Annotated in this window: 15 protein-coding genes; 5 read left to right on the top strand and 10 right to left on the bottom strand. The window is 64.7% G+C overall.

All coding sequences use genetic code 11. The features are described 5' to 3' along the window. Window positions 1–58 precede the first annotated feature (58 nt). Complete coding sequence (locus OCV80_RS05520) at window positions 59–2,716, top strand: calcium-translocating P-type ATPase, PMCA-type (RefSeq protein ID WP_025545043.1); 2,658 nt, start codon at window positions 59–61, stop codon at window positions 2,714–2,716. A gap of 45 nt (window positions 2,717–2,761) precedes the next feature. On the opposite strand, the gene OCV80_RS05515 is transcribed toward OCV80_RS05520, so the two are convergent. Continuing rightward, complete coding sequence (locus tag OCV80_RS05515; protein WP_119310638.1) at window positions 2,762–3,322, bottom strand: rhomboid family intramembrane serine protease; 561 nt, start codon at window positions 3,320–3,322, stop codon at window positions 2,762–2,764. A 176-nt stretch (window positions 3,323–3,498) separates the two neighbouring features. Here OCV80_RS05515 and OCV80_RS05510 point away from each other — a divergent pair, with 176 nt between their 5' ends. Genes OCV80_RS05510 through OCV80_RS05495 form a run of 4 tightly spaced genes read left to right on the top strand, consistent with a single transcriptional unit; the run spans window position 3,499 to window position 6,889 of the window. Then, a complete protein-coding gene (locus OCV80_RS05510; RefSeq protein WP_119310637.1) occupies window positions 3,499–4,623 on the top strand; it encodes a phosphoribosyltransferase domain-containing protein in 1,125 nt (374 codons plus the stop codon). Between the two features lie 9 nt (window positions 4,624–4,632). After that, a complete protein-coding gene (locus OCV80_RS05505) occupies window positions 4,633–5,685 on the top strand; it encodes a cysteine protease StiP family protein (RefSeq protein ID WP_119310636.1) in 1,053 nt (350 codons plus the stop codon). A 2-nt stretch (window positions 5,686–5,687) separates the two neighbouring features. Continuing rightward, window positions 5,688–6,461, top strand: coding sequence for an HAD family hydrolase (locus OCV80_RS05500; protein ID WP_119310635.1), 774 nt, complete (start codon window positions 5,688–5,690; stop codon window positions 6,459–6,461). Between the two features lie 56 nt (window positions 6,462–6,517). Then, the gene (locus OCV80_RS05495; protein ID WP_021748532.1) at window positions 6,518–6,889 is read left to right on the top strand and encodes a cupin domain-containing protein; all 372 of its coding nucleotides are present in this window, start codon (window positions 6,518–6,520) and stop codon (window positions 6,887–6,889) included. Window positions 6,890–7,074: 185 nt separating this feature from the next. On the opposite strand, the gene OCV80_RS05490 is transcribed toward OCV80_RS05495, so the two are convergent. The 9 genes from OCV80_RS05490 to safA all read right to left on the bottom strand — a co-directional run bounded on the left by OCV80_RS05490 (window position 7,075) and on the right by safA (window position 14,701). Then, window positions 7,075–9,024, bottom strand: coding sequence for an oxidoreductase (locus OCV80_RS05490; protein ID WP_119310634.1), 1,950 nt, complete (start codon window positions 9,022–9,024; stop codon window positions 7,075–7,077). A gap of 3 nt (window positions 9,025–9,027) precedes the next feature. Next, the gene (locus OCV80_RS05485) at window positions 9,028–9,639 is read right to left on the bottom strand and encodes a peroxidase-related enzyme (protein ID WP_021748530.1); all 612 of its coding nucleotides are present in this window, start codon (window positions 9,637–9,639) and stop codon (window positions 9,028–9,030) included. Window positions 9,640–9,751: 112 nt separating this feature from the next. Next, window positions 9,752–10,522 (bottom strand): cyclase family protein, encoded by a 771-nt coding sequence (locus OCV80_RS05480; protein ID WP_036637186.1) that lies wholly within the window; start codon window positions 10,520–10,522, stop codon window positions 9,752–9,754. A 247-nt stretch (window positions 10,523–10,769) separates the two neighbouring features. Next, complete coding sequence (locus OCV80_RS05475; protein WP_119310633.1) at window positions 10,770–11,342, bottom strand: hypothetical protein; 573 nt, start codon at window positions 11,340–11,342, stop codon at window positions 10,770–10,772. Then, on the bottom strand, window positions 11,335–12,405 hold the full coding sequence (locus OCV80_RS05470) for a baseplate J/gp47 family protein (RefSeq protein WP_119310632.1): 1,071 nt from the start codon (window positions 12,403–12,405) through the stop codon (window positions 11,335–11,337). Before OCV80_RS05470 ends, OCV80_RS05475 begins: the two co-directional genes overlap by 8 nt. Before the next feature lie 13 nt (window positions 12,406–12,418). Beyond that, the gene (locus OCV80_RS05465; RefSeq protein ID WP_036628517.1) at window positions 12,419–12,769 is read right to left on the bottom strand and encodes a hypothetical protein; all 351 of its coding nucleotides are present in this window, start codon (window positions 12,767–12,769) and stop codon (window positions 12,419–12,421) included. 12 nt (window positions 12,770–12,781) lie between these two features. Further along, complete coding sequence (locus OCV80_RS05460) at window positions 12,782–13,174, bottom strand: hypothetical protein (protein ID WP_119310631.1); 393 nt, start codon at window positions 13,172–13,174, stop codon at window positions 12,782–12,784. A gap of 1 nt (window position 13,175) precedes the next feature. Then, the gene (locus tag OCV80_RS05455) at window positions 13,176–14,126 is read right to left on the bottom strand and encodes a hypothetical protein (RefSeq protein ID WP_267288263.1); all 951 of its coding nucleotides are present in this window, start codon (window positions 14,124–14,126) and stop codon (window positions 13,176–13,178) included. Then, complete coding sequence (gene safA / locus OCV80_RS05450) at window positions 14,123–14,701, bottom strand: SafA/ExsA family spore coat assembly protein (protein ID WP_309469980.1); 579 nt, start codon at window positions 14,699–14,701, stop codon at window positions 14,123–14,125. The genes OCV80_RS05455 and safA overlap by 4 nt, the downstream gene beginning before the upstream one ends. Window positions 14,702–14,708 lie beyond the last annotated feature (7 nt).

Below are 14,708 nucleotides of genomic sequence, written 5' to 3'. Positions count from 1 at the left end.
GCGGGAGGGGTCTGCTGTGCGCAGGCCCCCCTTCCCGCAGCGAATGGGTGTAACAATCATGCATTTTAATGGACTGACTGACAAACAAGTTGAGGAATCCCGAAAAAAATACGGGTCCAATGTGATCCCCGACTCCGAACCCACCACCTTCTGGGCGGAGTTCAAGGAGACGTTCAAGGACCCCATGATCCGGATCCTGCTGGCTATTGCGGCCCTGATGATCGTCATGTGTGTGCTGGGCTATGCGGAGATCTATGAGCCCATCGGCACTGTCGTGGCCGTGCTGATCGTGGCATTCGTCTCCGCCAAGACCGGCGTGGCCAGCGACACGAAGTACCGCCAGCTGAAGGACAGCACCAAAAAAGATCAGTGCAAGGTCTACCGCAACGGTCTGGTCACCGTCATCGACGTGGATGACGTGGTGGTGGGGGACAAGGTCCTGCTCCAGTCCGGCGACAAGGTGCCGGCGGACGGCGTGCTGATCCACGGAACTTTAAGGGTGGACAACTCCGCCCTCAACGGCGAGGCGGAGGAATGCCCCAAGACCGCGGCGGACGAGTCCTTCCCCCTGCCGGAGGACATCACCGGCGACACCTTCGTGGACGCCCACTCCCTGTTCCGGGGCGCCGTGCTGTTTGACGGCGAGGGCGTGCTGGATGTGCGCAAGGTGGGCCTTGCCACCATGATGGGCAAGATGGCCGAGGAGATGCAGGACGACGAGCCGGACTCTCCCCTGAAGGTGAAGCTCGGGAAGCTGGCGGACATGATCTCCCGCTTCGGCTACATCGGCGCCGTGGTTATCGCCATCATGTACTTTGGCTACTTCATCCTCTCCGCCGGCGGGTTTGCGGCGTACTTCTCCTCCGGAGCCCCAGTCATCATCCAGGACATCGTGGAGGCTGTGTCCCTGGCGGTGGTCATCATCGTGTGCGCCGTGCCGGAGGGGCTGCCCCTGATGATCTCTCTGGTGCTGATGCAGAACACCAGCAAGATGCTGGACCACAACGTGCTGGTCCGCAAGGCGGAGGGTATCGAGACCGCCGGCTCCCTGAACATCCTGTTCAGTGACAAGACGGGCACCATTACCAAGGGCCACCTGGAGGTGGTGGAGTTCTTCACCGCAGACGGCGTGGCTATCCCTCTGGATCAACTGGCCCAGCAAACCAAGCTCAAGGGCCTGATCGATCTGGCCATCGGCAAGAACAGCCAGTCCATGTATGACGGCAGCGGCCGCGTGGTGGGCGGCAACGCCACGGACCAGGCGCTGATGCGCTTTCTGGGGCAGGAGACCTTCCACAAGCTGGATGAGGTCTCCTCCTATGCCGTCACCAAATCCCAAAGCTTCAACTCCGCCAATAAGTTCAGCCAGGCCTACATCGCCGGGGCGGGCCGCACCTTCTACAAGGGCGCGCCGGAGAAGTTCCTGGCCGTGGCCCAGAAGTACCTCAGCCTGGACGGGGACGAGCATCCCCTGGACCTGGAGTCCCTGAACGCCAAGATCGACGAGCTGGCAGGCAAGTCCATGCGGGTGCTGGCCTTCGGCTACTCCCCCAGCGAGATGACGGAGAACGCCATCAACGCCGACACGGTGCTGATCGGCCTGGTGGGCATCCGGGACGACGTGCGTCCCGAGGCCCGGGAGGCCATCGCCGAGGTGCAGAAGGCCGGCATCCAGGTGGTCATGATTACCGGCGACCGGCTGGAGACCGCCGTGGCCATCGCCCGGGAGGCCGGGCTGCTGCGGACCCGGGACGATGTGGCGCTGACCTCCACCCAGCTCAACGAGCTGTCCGACGACGAGGTGAAGAAGATCATCCCCCGCATCCGGGTCATCGCCCGCGCCCTGCCCACGGACAAGTCCCGGATGGTGCGCCTGTGCCAGGAGCTGAACCTGGTGGTGGGCATGACCGGCGACGGCGTCAACGACTCCCCGGCCCTGAAGCGGGCGGACGTGGGCTTCGCCATGGGCAGCGGCACCGAGGCCGCCAAGGAGGCCGGCAAGATCGTCATCCTGGACGACAACTTCAAGTCCATCAAGGACGCCATCTGGTACGGCCGGACCATTTACCACAATATCCTGAAATTCTGCAGGTTCCAGCTGGTCATCAATGTGGCCGCCGTGGTGGTCAGCGCTATCGCTCCCTTCTTCGGCGTGGAGGAGCCCCTGAAAGTCACCCACCTGCTGTTCGTGAACCTGGTGATGGACGGCTTGGGCGCCATCATGCTGGGCAATGAGCCCGCCCAGGAGCGGTATATGTCCGAGCCGCCCCGCCGCCGGGATGAGAGCATTGTCAGCAAGTCCATGATGGCCCAGATCGTCACCATGGGCCTGTGGCTGACGGCGTTGAGCTTTGTCTTCCTGAAAGTGCCTTTCTTTGACAGCTTCTTTGCCAGCACGGAGCAGAAGCTCTCCGCCTATTTCGTGCTGTTCATCTGGAGCGCCCTGTTCAACGCCTTCAACGTGCGCAGCGACAGCTTTGACATCTTTAAGGATCTGAAGCTGAACCCCGGTTTCATGCGGGTGTTCGTTATCATCGTCCTGGTGCAGGCGTTCATCGTCAACGCTGCCCTGATCCCCGTGCCGGTATTCGGCTGGATCAGCAATATGTTCAGCTGTGTGCCCTTCCCGCCCGCCGGGTGGGCTGCCGCCATTCTGCTGGCGTTCACCATGATCCCCGTGGACATCCTCCGCAAGGTGATCGTGGGACGGAAGTAAACCGAAAAAAGAGGCAGGCATCCAAAATGCCCGCCTCTTTTTTCTTCACCGCCTTTTTGCCAGCACCACGCCGAATACCGTGCCGGTGACGCCGCCCACCAGATGCATGAAGTTGGCCACGTTGTCCCGCAGGGCCACCATGGCGTACACCTCCTGCCCCAGATACAGGACCGCTGCCAGGATCAGCGTCAGGGGGATGCGGCCGTCCTTCATGCCCGCCAGGGAGGCCAGCATAATCAGCATGAACACAATGCCGCTGGCCCCCAGCAGGGCGGAGCCGGGGAAGAACACGCATTGCAGGATGCCGGAGACCCCCGCCGTCAGTAGAATGCCGGCCAGCAGCGTCCGGCTACCGTACTTCTCCTCCAGCGGCGGGCCGATCACCAAAAGCAGCAGCATATTGCCCAGGAAATGGTCGAAATCCGCGTGGCCCAGCACATGGCCGAACAGCCGCACATAGAACAGCGGATCTGCCAGGGAGGAGCGGTAGACACAGAAGGCGTGCAGGGTCGTCCATCCTCCGGTGATCCAGTCCAGCAGCAGGACACCCAGGGACAGCAGGAAAAAGGTCAGGATCACCGGAGAATTGTATTGCAGCTTTTTCATGGCGCGCTCCTCCCCGCCGGCCGCGGCGGTGTTGTTTTTCCCATCTTACCACAGATTCTCCGGCGGCGCAATTTGAAATGGCCGAGGCGCGGGAAAGAGGTTTCTTTGGGGTGGAAGCTGTGCTATAATCAAAGTCTCACCACGATTTCATGACACGACGAAGGGAGGGTGCCGCAATGCACCCATATACGGCCGCAGACACGCTGCGGATCGCCAAGCGATACAACAACCCCAAGCGGAGCTACCTGCTGGTCAATCCCCTGCAGGCCAAGCACATCCCTGTGAGCCCCGCGGCGGCTCTGGAGATGATGGGTGCCCTGGGGGACCAGGTGGCCGCCAAGTACCCGGAGGCCCGGCTGGTCATCGGCTTTGCCGAGACGGCCACCGCCATCGGCGCCGCCGTGGCAGCCCGGCTGGGGCCGGACTGCCTCTATGTCCACACCACCCGGGAGGCGTTGGACGGAGATTGGATCCTCTTTCGGGAGGAGCACAGCCACGCAGCGGAGCACCGGCTCTGTGCCGACCAGCTGGCGGACTGGATCGACCGCAGCCCCGCCATCGTATTCGTGGATGACGAGTTCTCCACCGGGCGGACCCTCATCAACATGGTCCAGCAGCTGCGGGAGCGGTATCCCCGGCTGGGCGAGCGGCGGCTGGCAGCTGCGTCCATCCTCAGCCGGGTCTCTCCGGAGAACCAGGCCAGGCTGGCAGAGGCCGGCATTGCCTGTGAGTGCCTGGTGCGGCTGGAACATCAAGACTATGAGCGGATGGTGACCGGGATCCCTGTAAAGGAGGCGGCTCCCCCTGCCCAGGGCCCCCTGCCGGACCTGCGGACGCTGTACACGGCGGAGCCTCTGCCGGACCCACGCCGTGGTGTGGCCGTCGGCTGCTATACGGACTGCTGCCGCGCCGCCGCGGAAGAGCTGCTGTCCCGCCTCCGGGAGGAGCTGCCGGACCAGGGCGCCCTGCTGGTGCTGGGGACCGAAGAGTGCATGTATCCTGCCCTGACGGTAGGGTCGCTGGCGGAGCAGACGGGTCTCTGTGCCACAGTACGCTGCCATGCCACTACCCGCAGTCCCATCGGCATCTGCCCCGACTCTGCCTACCCCATCCGAAACGGGGTGCTGCTGCCCAGCTTCTACGGTGGGGACCGGAAGACATATCTCTATGACCTAGCCGCCTATGACGCCGCTCTGGTGGTGACGGATGCGCCCGCGGCGGTGGACGGGACCGCCTGCACCCGGCTGGCGGCGGCCCTGGGGCAGCTGGGCTGTCCCCGACTCTATCTCTGCAGAATTTGAGAGGATCTTATGTTCAGCACATATCAAAGTCAGGATGTGACCATCCTGCTGAAAGACATCACCGGCCTGGTGACGCCCCTGGGCACCCGGGAGCGGGAGGCCAGGATCCAGAGCGGTGTCCACTACTCGGAGATGCTGCCCCTGGAGTATGAGCCCTCCCCGGCCTATCTGGCCGCCTATCACGACGCCCTGGAGCGGTACGCCGGCATCACAGCGGAGGCTGTGGCCCGGGCGGCGGAGCAGATCTGGGAGAGCAGGGGAAGGCAGTGCGCCCTGGTCTCCCTGGCCCGGGCAGGGACGCCCATCGGCATTCTGATCCGCCGCTATCTCCAAGGCCGGTACGGTGCCGACCTCCCCCATTACACCATCTCCATCATTCGGGGCCGGGGCATCGACCGCAATGCCATGGCCTATCTCCTGAACCGCCACGCCCCTGGAGATATCCAGTTCGTGGACGGCTGGACCGGCAAGGGCGCCATCCAGCGGCAGCTGGACGCAGCCATGACGGACTACCCCGGCGTCTCGCCGGGGCTGACAGTTTTGTCGGACCCGGCCAACGTAGCGGCCATCTGCGGCACCCATGACGATTTCCTCATCGCCAGCTCCTGCCTGAACTCCACCGTGTCCGGCCTGTTGAGCCGGACGTTCCTCCGCGGCGACATCATCAGCCCCGGGGACTTTCACGGCGCTGCCTTCTACCGGGAGCTGAAGGACCAGGACCTGACGTACCAGTTCATCGACACCATCCAGGCCCATTTCCCCGCCTGTGCCGACGCCGTTCCCCCGCCCCGGCGCAGCGGCCGGGCCGGACTGGAGGAGGTGCACCGGATCGGGGCGGACTTCGGCATCCGGGACATCAATCTCATCAAGCCCAGCATCGGGGAGGCCACCCGTGTCCTGCTGCGGCGGGTGCCCTGGAAGGTGCTGGTCCACAGCCTCCGAGACGAAGCCCATCTGGGGCACATCTACCAACTGGCCAGGGAGAAGGGCGCGGAGCTGGTGGAGTATCCCCTGGAGAACTACCGGGCCTGCGGCCTGATCCGGGACCTGGCGGACACATAGCCATGGGAACGATTCTGTTTGCCAGCGACCTGGACAACACGCTCCTCTTCTCCCACCGGCACCGGCAGCCCGAGGACCGGTGTGTGGAGCGTCTGAACGGGGCCGAGCAGGGCTTCTTCACCCGGGAGACGCCAGACCTGCTGCCCCAGGTCGTCCAGCGGGTCCATCTGCTGCCCATCACCACCCGGTCCATCGAGCAGTACCAGCGCATCCAGTGGCCGGACGGCACGGCGCCCAGGATTGCCCTGACCGCCAACGGCGCCGTCCTGCTGCGGGACGGTCAGGTGGACCGGGCGTGGTACGCCGCGTCCCAGGCGCTGGTCCGGGACCACCGGGAGGCGCTGGCCGCGGTCCTGGATCATCTGACCCGGCAGGGCGGGGCCACCTCCGTGCGGTGCGTGGAGGGTGTGTACGTCTACGCCGCTTATCCGGACATCCCGGCGGCGGAACGCGTGGCCCGGGATTGGTGCGGCGGCTCCGCCCTCCAGGCGGTGGTCTCCGGCCGGAAGGTCTATTTCTTTCCACCGGGGATCGACAAGGGGACCGCTCTCCGCCGGGCGGTGGAGCGGTTCGGCCCGGAGCGGGTGATCGCCGCCGGGGACAGCGTCATCGACGTGCCCATGCTCCGTCAGGCGGACCTGGCCCTGATCCCGGACGCGGAGCTGCTGCCCCGGCTGCCCCGGGAGCGCACGCGGGTGTGCGGCAGGGACTGCCGCTTTCCCGACTTTGTACTGGAGAACGTGCTCCGCTATGCCGCCTCTCTGGAGAACACTTGATTTTTCCACCCAAAGATTCTATACTGAGGTTATCAAAATAAGGGGAGGATCTGTCTATGAGCGAGTATTCCGGCAACATCCGGGATCTGCCGGTGGTGACCGGCGGACACTTCATTGAAAATTCCACCAAGAAGATCGTCTTCGGGCCTGACGGCCGGTTCTGGAACGACTATGTGATGCGCCTCTTCACTCTGGAGCCGGAGGCCGAGAGCAGTGTCCACTCCCACCCCTGGCCACACTGGTTCCTCTGCATCCAGGGGGAGGGCTATTTCCTCATCGACAAGGAACGGGTGCCCCTGGAGTTCGGCACCTGGGTCCATGTGCCCGGCGGCGTGCGCCACAACTTCGGCAATACCGGCAAGGGGCAGCTGATGGCCCTGTGCATCGTGCCGCCGGAGGGGGATGTGAATCCCCTGAACGGGTGCTGAACCGTTTGCCTGACCCTGCCAAAAAGAGACCGGACAGAAATCTGTCCGGTCTCTTTTACCGTGTGCGATTAGAAATAATGCCCAAAAAGCTTCATGTACAGCGGCATTTGCCGGTATTCCCGGTGCGCCGGATCATGCGGGAATCGCTGTGCCCGTTCCGGCCCCTTTCCGGGGAGCCTGCCAAATCACTCTGCCTCGAAGCCCCATGCCTTTTCAAAGCCATCCCGGGTAGCACCGGCAATGCGGCCCGGCATCTCGGCGCTGCCCACCAGAATGGCGTTCAGTCCGGCGGCCCGGTAAGACGCCTCCATGGCCTCCTGGCTGTGGGTGCCCATGGCCAGCACCACGGTGTCCGCGGCGATGGTCTTGGTCTCACCGGTAGCCATGTCCTCCACGGTCACGCCGGTATCAGTGACGGCAGTGAGCCTGTGGCTGGTGTAGACCTCCGGATCATAGGGCTTGATACGGCTGTAAATGTCGTTGAACACCACGCCGAAAATCCCCTGGCCCACGGTGGGGTTCATCTCCACCATGGCGAGGCTGTGGCCCTGCTCCAGGATCATCTCCGCGCACTCCAGGCCCGTCAGGCCGGTGCCCACCAGCACCACCTTGCCGGTGCAAGGGGCCTTACCCAGGATGACGTCCTCCGCCAGCACGGCCTTGTCGATGCCGGGGATGGACTTCGGCACCACCGGCGGCGCACCGGCAGCCAGAAACACCCCCACGGGGTGCAGGGCCGCCACGGTCTCCGGCGTGGCCTCGGTGTTCAGCTTCACGGTGACGCCCAGCTCCCTGGCCTCCAGCGCCAGCACGTCGGTGACGTCCTGGAGGTTGGCCTTGTGGGGCGGCAGCTTGGCGATGTTCAACGTGCCGCCCAGGGCGGCCTCCTTCTCCAGCAGCGTCACGGCGAAGCCCCGCTTGGCCAGGATGACGGCGCACTCCAAGCCGCCGGGGCCGCCGCCCACGACTACCACGGGGCGGCTGTTGCCGTTCTTCTGGAGGTCCTGCCAGCGGTAGCGGTACTCCCGGCCCAGCCGGGGGTTCAGGGAGCACTCCACCGGCATGGCGTTGCCCAGCAGCCGCTCCCGGCAGTACATGCAGCCGATGCACTTACGGATGCTCTCCGGCTTGCCGGCCCTGGCCTTGTTCATGAACTCCGGGTCCGCGAACTGGCTGCGGCCCAGGGCCACGAAGTCGCTGACGCCCTCCTCCAGCAAAGATTCGGCGAAATCCGGGTCCTTGATGGTGTTGGTGGCGATGACGGGAATGGACAGCGCCTCCTTGAAGGCCTTGGCCACGTGCTTCTTCCAGCCGGGGGTGTAGGAGAAGGGCTCGCAGTTGGCGTTGCCGTTCCAGGAGCTGCCATTGGAAATGTTGATGCAGTCGATGCCCTGGGCCTCCAGGTGGCGGCCGATCTCCAGGCCGTCCTCCAGCGTGAGGAAGCCGGGCTCGTCGGTCATCTCGTCGCCGCAGATGCGGACCGAGATGGGATACCGCCCCAGCTTGGCTCGGATGCCGGCGATGATCTCGTCGATGAAGCGGCAGCGGTTCTCCAGGGAGCCGCCGTACGCGTCGGTGCGGCGGTTGTAGTACTTGCTGAAGAACTGGGCGATCAGATAGGAGTGGGCGCCGTGGAGCTCCACACCGTCATAGCCCGCCTTCTTGCAGCGGATGGCGGCGGCGATGAACTTCTCCTGCACCCGCTTGATGTCCTCCAGGGTCATCTCCCGGGGCACCTCGCCCCCGGGCGCCATGGGGACACCGCTGGGGCTCAGGTTCTGCCGACCGGTGAAGGCGCTTTTGGAGGTGGCGCCGCCGTGGTGGAGCTGGGCGAAAATCTTGGCGCCGTAGGCGTGGACGGAGCGGGTCAGCTCCTCCGCCTCCTGGACGTTGTAGTCCTGGGCCATCCGCAGGTTGTGCTGGGTGGGGATGGAGTCCACGTCGTCCACTCCGGTGTACTCGTTGATGATGAGGCCGATGCCACCCTTGGCCCGCTCAGTGTAATAGGCGATCAGACGGGGTGTGGCGTTGCCCCGAATGTCCGCCAGGTCTGTGCCCATGGGGGACATGACGGCCCGATTCCGGATGGTGAGGCCGCCGATGCGGCCAGGTTCAAAGAGCTTTTTGTACGCCATGGGTCAGCCCTCGAAATTGCGGTTGTGGCTGAAGTGACCGGGATTGGCCACTGGGGCGATGGTAGAAACCCAGCGGTTGGTGTAGTTGAAGAAGCCGGCCACAAAGGCGGCCTCCAGGATCTCGTGGTCGTTGAAGCCCGCCTTGCGCAGGTTCTCGATCTGGGTCTCGTCGATCTCGTCGGCGTGCTTGGTGACATACCAGGCATACTCGCACAGGGCATACTGCTTCTCCGTCAGCAGATCCTTGGCGGAGCGGAAGTTGTAGCAGAGCTTATCCACCAACATGGGATTCTTGGTATAGCCCCGCAGCGCATCGCCGTGGGTGGTCAGGCAGTAGGAGCAGCAGTTGATGGAGGAGACTACCACGCCGATCATCTCTTTGTCCGCGTTGGTGAGGTAGCAGGTGTCCGGGTTGAACAGGGATCCCTTGAAGTCCAGGAAGCCGATGTACTGGGATGCGTTCAGAGGCAGGACCTTGAACAGGTTGTTGATAAAGCCCCAGTTCTTCTCCATGGTCTCCACGTTCTCGTTAAAGACGGCATATTCCTTGTTGGTCATCTCATTGCGGTTGGGCTTTTCCAGCCGGGAGAGCTGTTCATCAAATTCCAGTGCCATAGTGCGATCCTCCTGTAAAAATAAGCTGGTTTCATGATAGCATAAAAACGTTTGAGTGTAAAGAAGCGCAGGCGCGGCAGAGTGCAGCTCTGCCGCGCCTGTTGGGTCCGGATCAGTCCACCGGGCAGATGGCGAAGCATCTAGTGGGGAATCCGGTGCCGTCCTTCAACTTGGGAAAGCCGATGACAATCAGGCTGCCCACGGGCGGGACCTGGTCCAGATTCCGCATGACCTCAATCTGGATCCGGTCCACCTGGAGGATGTACTGCTCACCGGGATAGGGATAGGCGCCCTCCTTGGTGGTGACGAAGCCGGGATCGGTGTCCGCCGGCTCGTGGCCGATGGCTCCGATGTTCCGCTCCTCCACCAGCCACTGGATGGCCGCCTTGTCCCAGCCGGGATAATGGGGCACGCCGTTCTCATCGGGATTGTCCAGGTTGGGCTTTTTGTACCAGTCGGACCGGAAGGCCACGAACGCTCCCTCGGGGATCCTGCCGTACTGGGCCTCCCAGGCCTTCAGGTCGTCCACCGTCAGCATGAAGTCGGGGTTGGCGGCGCACTCGGCGGACTTGTCGATGACCACCAGGGGATACATCAGCTCCTGGACGGTGATCGCGCTCATGTCCCGGCCGCTGCCCCAGAAGTGCCGGGGCACGTCGGTGTGGGTGCCGTACTGGCTGGCCACGCTGTACTGGATACAGCGCATAGGGGCCATCATGTCCTCAGGCGTGCCCTCCGCATAGTCGAACAGCAGGTCCGCCTGCAGGGGCTTGAAGCCGAACCAATGGGGCGTCTCAGGACTCAACTCATGGGTCAGGTCCACCCACTTGTACTTGGGGGACTTCAACTCTTTGATCTGCTCCCACAGTGTCAAATTCGCCATAACGTGTTTCCTCCTTTTCATGTGACGGGGTATGCTTGTCTCCAAACGCGGTATGCGTCTCGATAGATGCAGTATACAGGGAAATCCCAGAATTTGCAATCTGCGAAGTGTAAAAAAATATTGTCCGCGCCACAAAACCATTTGTCTTTTTCTGCTTTGATGTGGTTTTCAGACAGCAGCCCGCCCAGTCTCTTCCGGCGCAGAGAAAGGCCGCCGCCCGTAAGGGCAGCGGCCTTTTTTCGTTGCGCTATCGCTCCGGCGGTACCGCCAGCTGGAAACTCTCCCAGGTGTATTCCGCCGCCTCCACCTGGCCCCAGGTGTACCCGGCGGCCTCGCACTCCGCCCAGGTGAGATAGCGGAAGTAAAACTCCACTTCCAGGTGACAGGGCAGGATGTCCAGAATGATCTTTCGGATCTGGTCGAAGTCCTCCGGCTCCCCGGCCACCTCCGGGAAAATCACCCGCAGCTGTCCCCCGCCCATCTCCAGCGCCCGGGCGCGGATTCCGCAGCCCCGGATCGTCCGGTCGATGGCCGCGGGCGTCAGGCTGTCCCCGTCAATCTGCAGAAGGGCCGCGATGGCGGCCCTCCGGTCCTCTGCCGTGACGGCGGCGGGGCGGCGGGCAAACAGGGCCTCCCGCCGGGCCAGCCCCTCTCCCTCCGCCGTGGCAGTCAGCGCCTCCCGCTCGATCTCCTCCAGCCGGCGGCTGACTGTGTCCAGCCCTGTTCCCAGTGCGCAGACGGCCGCGCCGCTGGCGGAGTGCTCTTCCAAGTCATAGATTCCCAGCGGTGAGAGCAGGCTGCGCAGGTGCGCCTCATACATCGTCGTCCGCCTCCATTTCCGTCACCGTCACCCGGCCCAGCATGGGCAACGTTCCGTCCTCCGCCGCCAGATCGGCGGCAGGGGCCAGCAGGCGGTAGTTCTCCACGCCCTCCACGTGGTACAACAGGTCCCCCAGCTCCGCCAGCAGTACCGGCCCGCCCAACCTGCGGCCGCTGAAAAAGCTCGCCAGAGCCTGCTCTGCGGCGGCCTTCACCGCGGAGAAGTCCGCCCCCTCCCGGACGGCCAGCTCCGCGGACACGTCCATCTCCACCGCCGCCGGGGCCTTGACCTGCACGTCCACGGCGATCTCCCGCCGCTCCTGCAGGTCCGCCTGGACCGCCGCCAGCAGTGTCCCATTCGGCAGTCCGGCCGCCGTGGCGATGTATACATCCACTGTGCCGATCCCCCGGGCCCGGCCCACTGCCCGGGCTGCCGCCACGCCCTCATGGCCCATGGCGGTCTGCTCGTACCAGGCCGCGTTGGCCCCGTTGGGCAGCCGCTGATAGCTCTCCAAAATCCGGCTCCGCAGGCTCGCGTCGTCCTCCTGGTCACTGCCGCCGGTAAAGGGCGCCGGATTGGTGCATCCGGTGATCCCCACCGGGCAGGCGGTGAGGATCACGATGGTCCCCGCGGCGGCATTGCCGCTCCGCCCAGGCTCCAAGGCCTCCGCCGGAGCATCCACGGACAGCTCCCCTGCTGCCAGCACCGCCTCCGCCGTGGTTTGGAACCGGGTCTCTCCCTCCGTCATGCAGGCCGTTCCGGCGGCGATGCTCAGAGCCGTGGACGGCGCCCGCTCCACAGAAAAGCGGAGCGTTCCCACCGCCTTCGTGGCCGCCGTCCGGGCGATGCCACGCATCTGGGCGTGGTAGTCCAGATACACGCCCCGGGCCGTCTGGGGAAAGCTCTGGTCCAGCACCCACTCGCTCTGGATGCCCAGGGCCTGCAGCTCCGCTGCCGCAGCGTACAGCCGCACGGCCAGATCGCAGTCTGCCTCCGGTGTGAAGCCCGCCCGCTGGGCGAAGGCCGCCAGCAGCGTCTGGTAGATCTCCTCTGTCGTTTTCAAACAACCGCTCCTCTCACGATACCTCCACGGTGACGGACAGAGCCTCTCCCTGCCAGGTGAGGCCGACCGTCACCTGTGCCCGGCCGCCGCCGGATTCCGTCAAAATCACCTGCTCCACCGTCAGCCCCGGTTCCGCCGCCAGGGCCTCCGCCACATATTGTTCCGCCGCGCTCTGCCGTCTGGCGGCGGGCAGCTGTCCCAGCTGCCACAGCCGGCTCCCCAGCTCCGGCAGGAATGGGAAGGTCCCCCGCCGCGCTGTCAGGCGGAAGAGAACCTGCTCCAACAGGGCCTCCCGGCCCTCGGTCCGCCGCAGGCCACCGGTCCCGTCAGGCACATAATCTCCATTCCGCAGGGAAAGTCCCATCTCCATCCCCCCTCAGCTCTCGCAGGGCGCATAGGGCTCCCCGTTCACCGTCAGGCTGCCCTGGATGCGCACTTTGCCCTGCAGCTCGATCTCGCCGCCGCTGCGCAGGTACACGCTGTTTCCGCCGGGGGTGAAGAGATAGACCTCCCCCGGTCCCATGCCTTCCGGGATCAAAGCCTGCTGCTGTCCTGCCACGCACTGCTCCTCCCCGCCAGGGCCACCTTTGATAACCAGTACCGCAGCGCCGCTCTCCGGCATCCACACATAGCCGCCGGGGCCATACACCGGAAGCGCCCGTACCTCCCCCCGGGTGACCACGCCCACGCTGTCTCCGGTAATGGTGGTCATGCCCAGATCCGCGTCCGCCGTGGGCGCCGGCGCTTTCATCTGTCTCGATAGCCACATCTCATATCCGCTCCCTCAGTATCAATGTACAGACCTCTCCCGTCTCCGGGGAGGCCGTGTTTTCCGCCTCGGCCACCCGGTACTCGCCGGAGAGGCCCATGGCCCCCAGTTCCAGCCGGACCGTGTCCCCGGGAAACGCCGGGAAACACCCGGCCAGCCCCAGCTCAATGGTCAGTTCCTCCTCCCGGGACTGCCGGATCTGATACTCCCCGGTATACCGCATGGCAGCCCAGGTGCTCTGCCCCGGGGTGTAGACCACCCGGCGGCACTGGCCGCCCCGGTCCAGCATGTCCCGGTTCTGCACGCTGTAGGACACGTTCCGGGTCTTGTCGATGACCAGCACCTCCGTCAGCACACCGTAGTGGTCCTCCCGCAGGGTGCAGGAGAGGATCGGGCTGGTCCCGTCGATGACGATCCGCCGCCCGTCGTCCCGCTCCGGCGCCGCCACCAGCAGCCCGTCCCGCCGGAAGCGGGGCGAAAAGCCCCCATAGGTCCGGCAGAAACCCTCCAACGCCTTCCACTGACTGGTGCCGGCGGCCACGGTGTAAACAGAGTCCGCCGACACCGGCGCGATCTCCGCGCAGGAAATGCCGTAGGGCGCCGCATGGCACCGGACGATCTCCGCCAGCGTGGCTCCCTGGTACGTCACCGGCCGGGACTCATTGTCCAGCAGCCGGGCGGCGTATCCCCGGCCGCAGATGGTCACCGTCAGTCCCGCCGCCGTCAGCTTCACCTCGTACTCGTCCACGATGCCCCGCAGCAGCACCCCGCCGTTCTCGTCCAGCGCCAGGAAACCCGCCGCCAGATGCAGCAGCTCCGCCATGGTCCTGTCGTACACGCAGGTGACCTCATAGCTGTCGCAGGGCACGCCGCCGGTGTAGGTGATATTCCAGCGCAGCAGCACCGGCAGCTCAAAAATCCGGTGGTCGCTGGTGATGATCCGTCCTCTCATGGTATCCTCACCTGATCCCCCGGGTAGATCAAGTTGGGGTTCTTGATCTGGGGATTGGCTGCGATCAGGGCGGTCAGCGCCACGCCGTACCGCCAGGCGATCCCCCACAGGGTTTCTCCTTTCCGCACTGTATGGACGGCACCCCAGCCTCCGGCGGGAATCTCCGGGTCCGTTCCGCCCTCTGGCTCCCCTTCTACGGGCACTTCCACCAGCCCGCCGGAGGCCGTGCTGTCCTCCCAGAAGGAAAAGCGGTAGCGCACATAGTCCGGCAGCGGCTCCTCCATCAGCTCCAGGGTCACGAAATAGGCGCTGACCGTCCGCCAAACCGGGTGCACCAGCAGCCCCGGCCCGGTCTGGTCAAAGACCTCCGCCAGCGTCTGGAACTCCTCGTAGGCCCGCTCCCCTGCAAAGGTACCCTCTCCCCGGAAAATGCGGTATGTCCGCCCCAGATCCTGCAGGTACCAGCCCCCCAGGGGGATCTTGTGGGCTGCTATCTGCCGCCGGTACTCCACCGCGCAGCTCTCCGGGTTGTGAGGCCAGGTGTAGTCCTTATAGCGCATGGGTTTCAGCAGCAAATTCTCA

This window comes from Oscillibacter acetigenes, from assembly GCF_025567605.1.
GTDB lineage: Bacteria > Bacillota > Clostridia > Oscillospirales > Oscillospiraceae > Oscillibacter > Oscillibacter welbionis.
Note: the sequence above shows the minus strand (reverse complement) of the source record. Positions and strands in the feature narration are given on the sequence as shown.

Bases quoted from the DNA above. Each gene is read 5' to 3' on its own strand.
- OCV80_RS05520 (WP_025545043.1), top strand. From the start codon at position 59: ATGCATTTTAATGGACTGACTGACAAACAAGTTGAGGAATCCCGAAAA.
- OCV80_RS05495 (WP_021748532.1), top strand. From the start codon at position 6,518: ATGAGCGAGTATTCCGGCAACATCCGGGATCTGCCGGTGGTGACCGGC.
- OCV80_RS05455 (WP_267288263.1), bottom strand. From the start codon at position 14,126: ATGAGAGGACGGATCATCACCAGCGACCACCGGATTTTTGAGCTGCCG.
- OCV80_RS05480 (WP_036637186.1), bottom strand. From the start codon at position 10,522: ATGGCGAATTTGACACTGTGGGAGCAGATCAAAGAGTTGAAGTCCCCC.
- OCV80_RS05465 (WP_036628517.1), bottom strand. From the start codon at position 12,769: ATGGGACTTTCCCTGCGGAATGGAGATTATGTGCCTGACGGGACCGGT.
- OCV80_RS05460 (WP_119310631.1), bottom strand. From the start codon at position 13,174: ATGTGGCTATCGAGACAGATGAAAGCGCCGGCGCCCACGGCGGACGCG.
- OCV80_RS05515 (WP_119310638.1), bottom strand. From the start codon at position 3,322: ATGAAAAAGCTGCAATACAATTCTCCGGTGATCCTGACCTTTTTCCTG.
- OCV80_RS05490 (WP_119310634.1), bottom strand. From the start codon at position 9,024: ATGGCGTACAAAAAGCTCTTTGAACCTGGCCGCATCGGCGGCCTCACC.
- OCV80_RS05475 (WP_119310633.1), bottom strand. From the start codon at position 11,342: ATGTATGAGGCGCACCTGCGCAGCCTGCTCTCACCGCTGGGAATCTAT.
- OCV80_RS05500 (WP_119310635.1), top strand. From the start codon at position 5,688: ATGGGAACGATTCTGTTTGCCAGCGACCTGGACAACACGCTCCTCTTC.
- OCV80_RS05505 (WP_119310636.1), top strand. From the start codon at position 4,633: ATGTTCAGCACATATCAAAGTCAGGATGTGACCATCCTGCTGAAAGAC.
- OCV80_RS05485 (WP_021748530.1), bottom strand. From the start codon at position 9,639: ATGGCACTGGAATTTGATGAACAGCTCTCCCGGCTGGAAAAGCCCAAC.
- OCV80_RS05510 (WP_119310637.1), top strand. From the start codon at position 3,499: ATGCACCCATATACGGCCGCAGACACGCTGCGGATCGCCAAGCGATAC.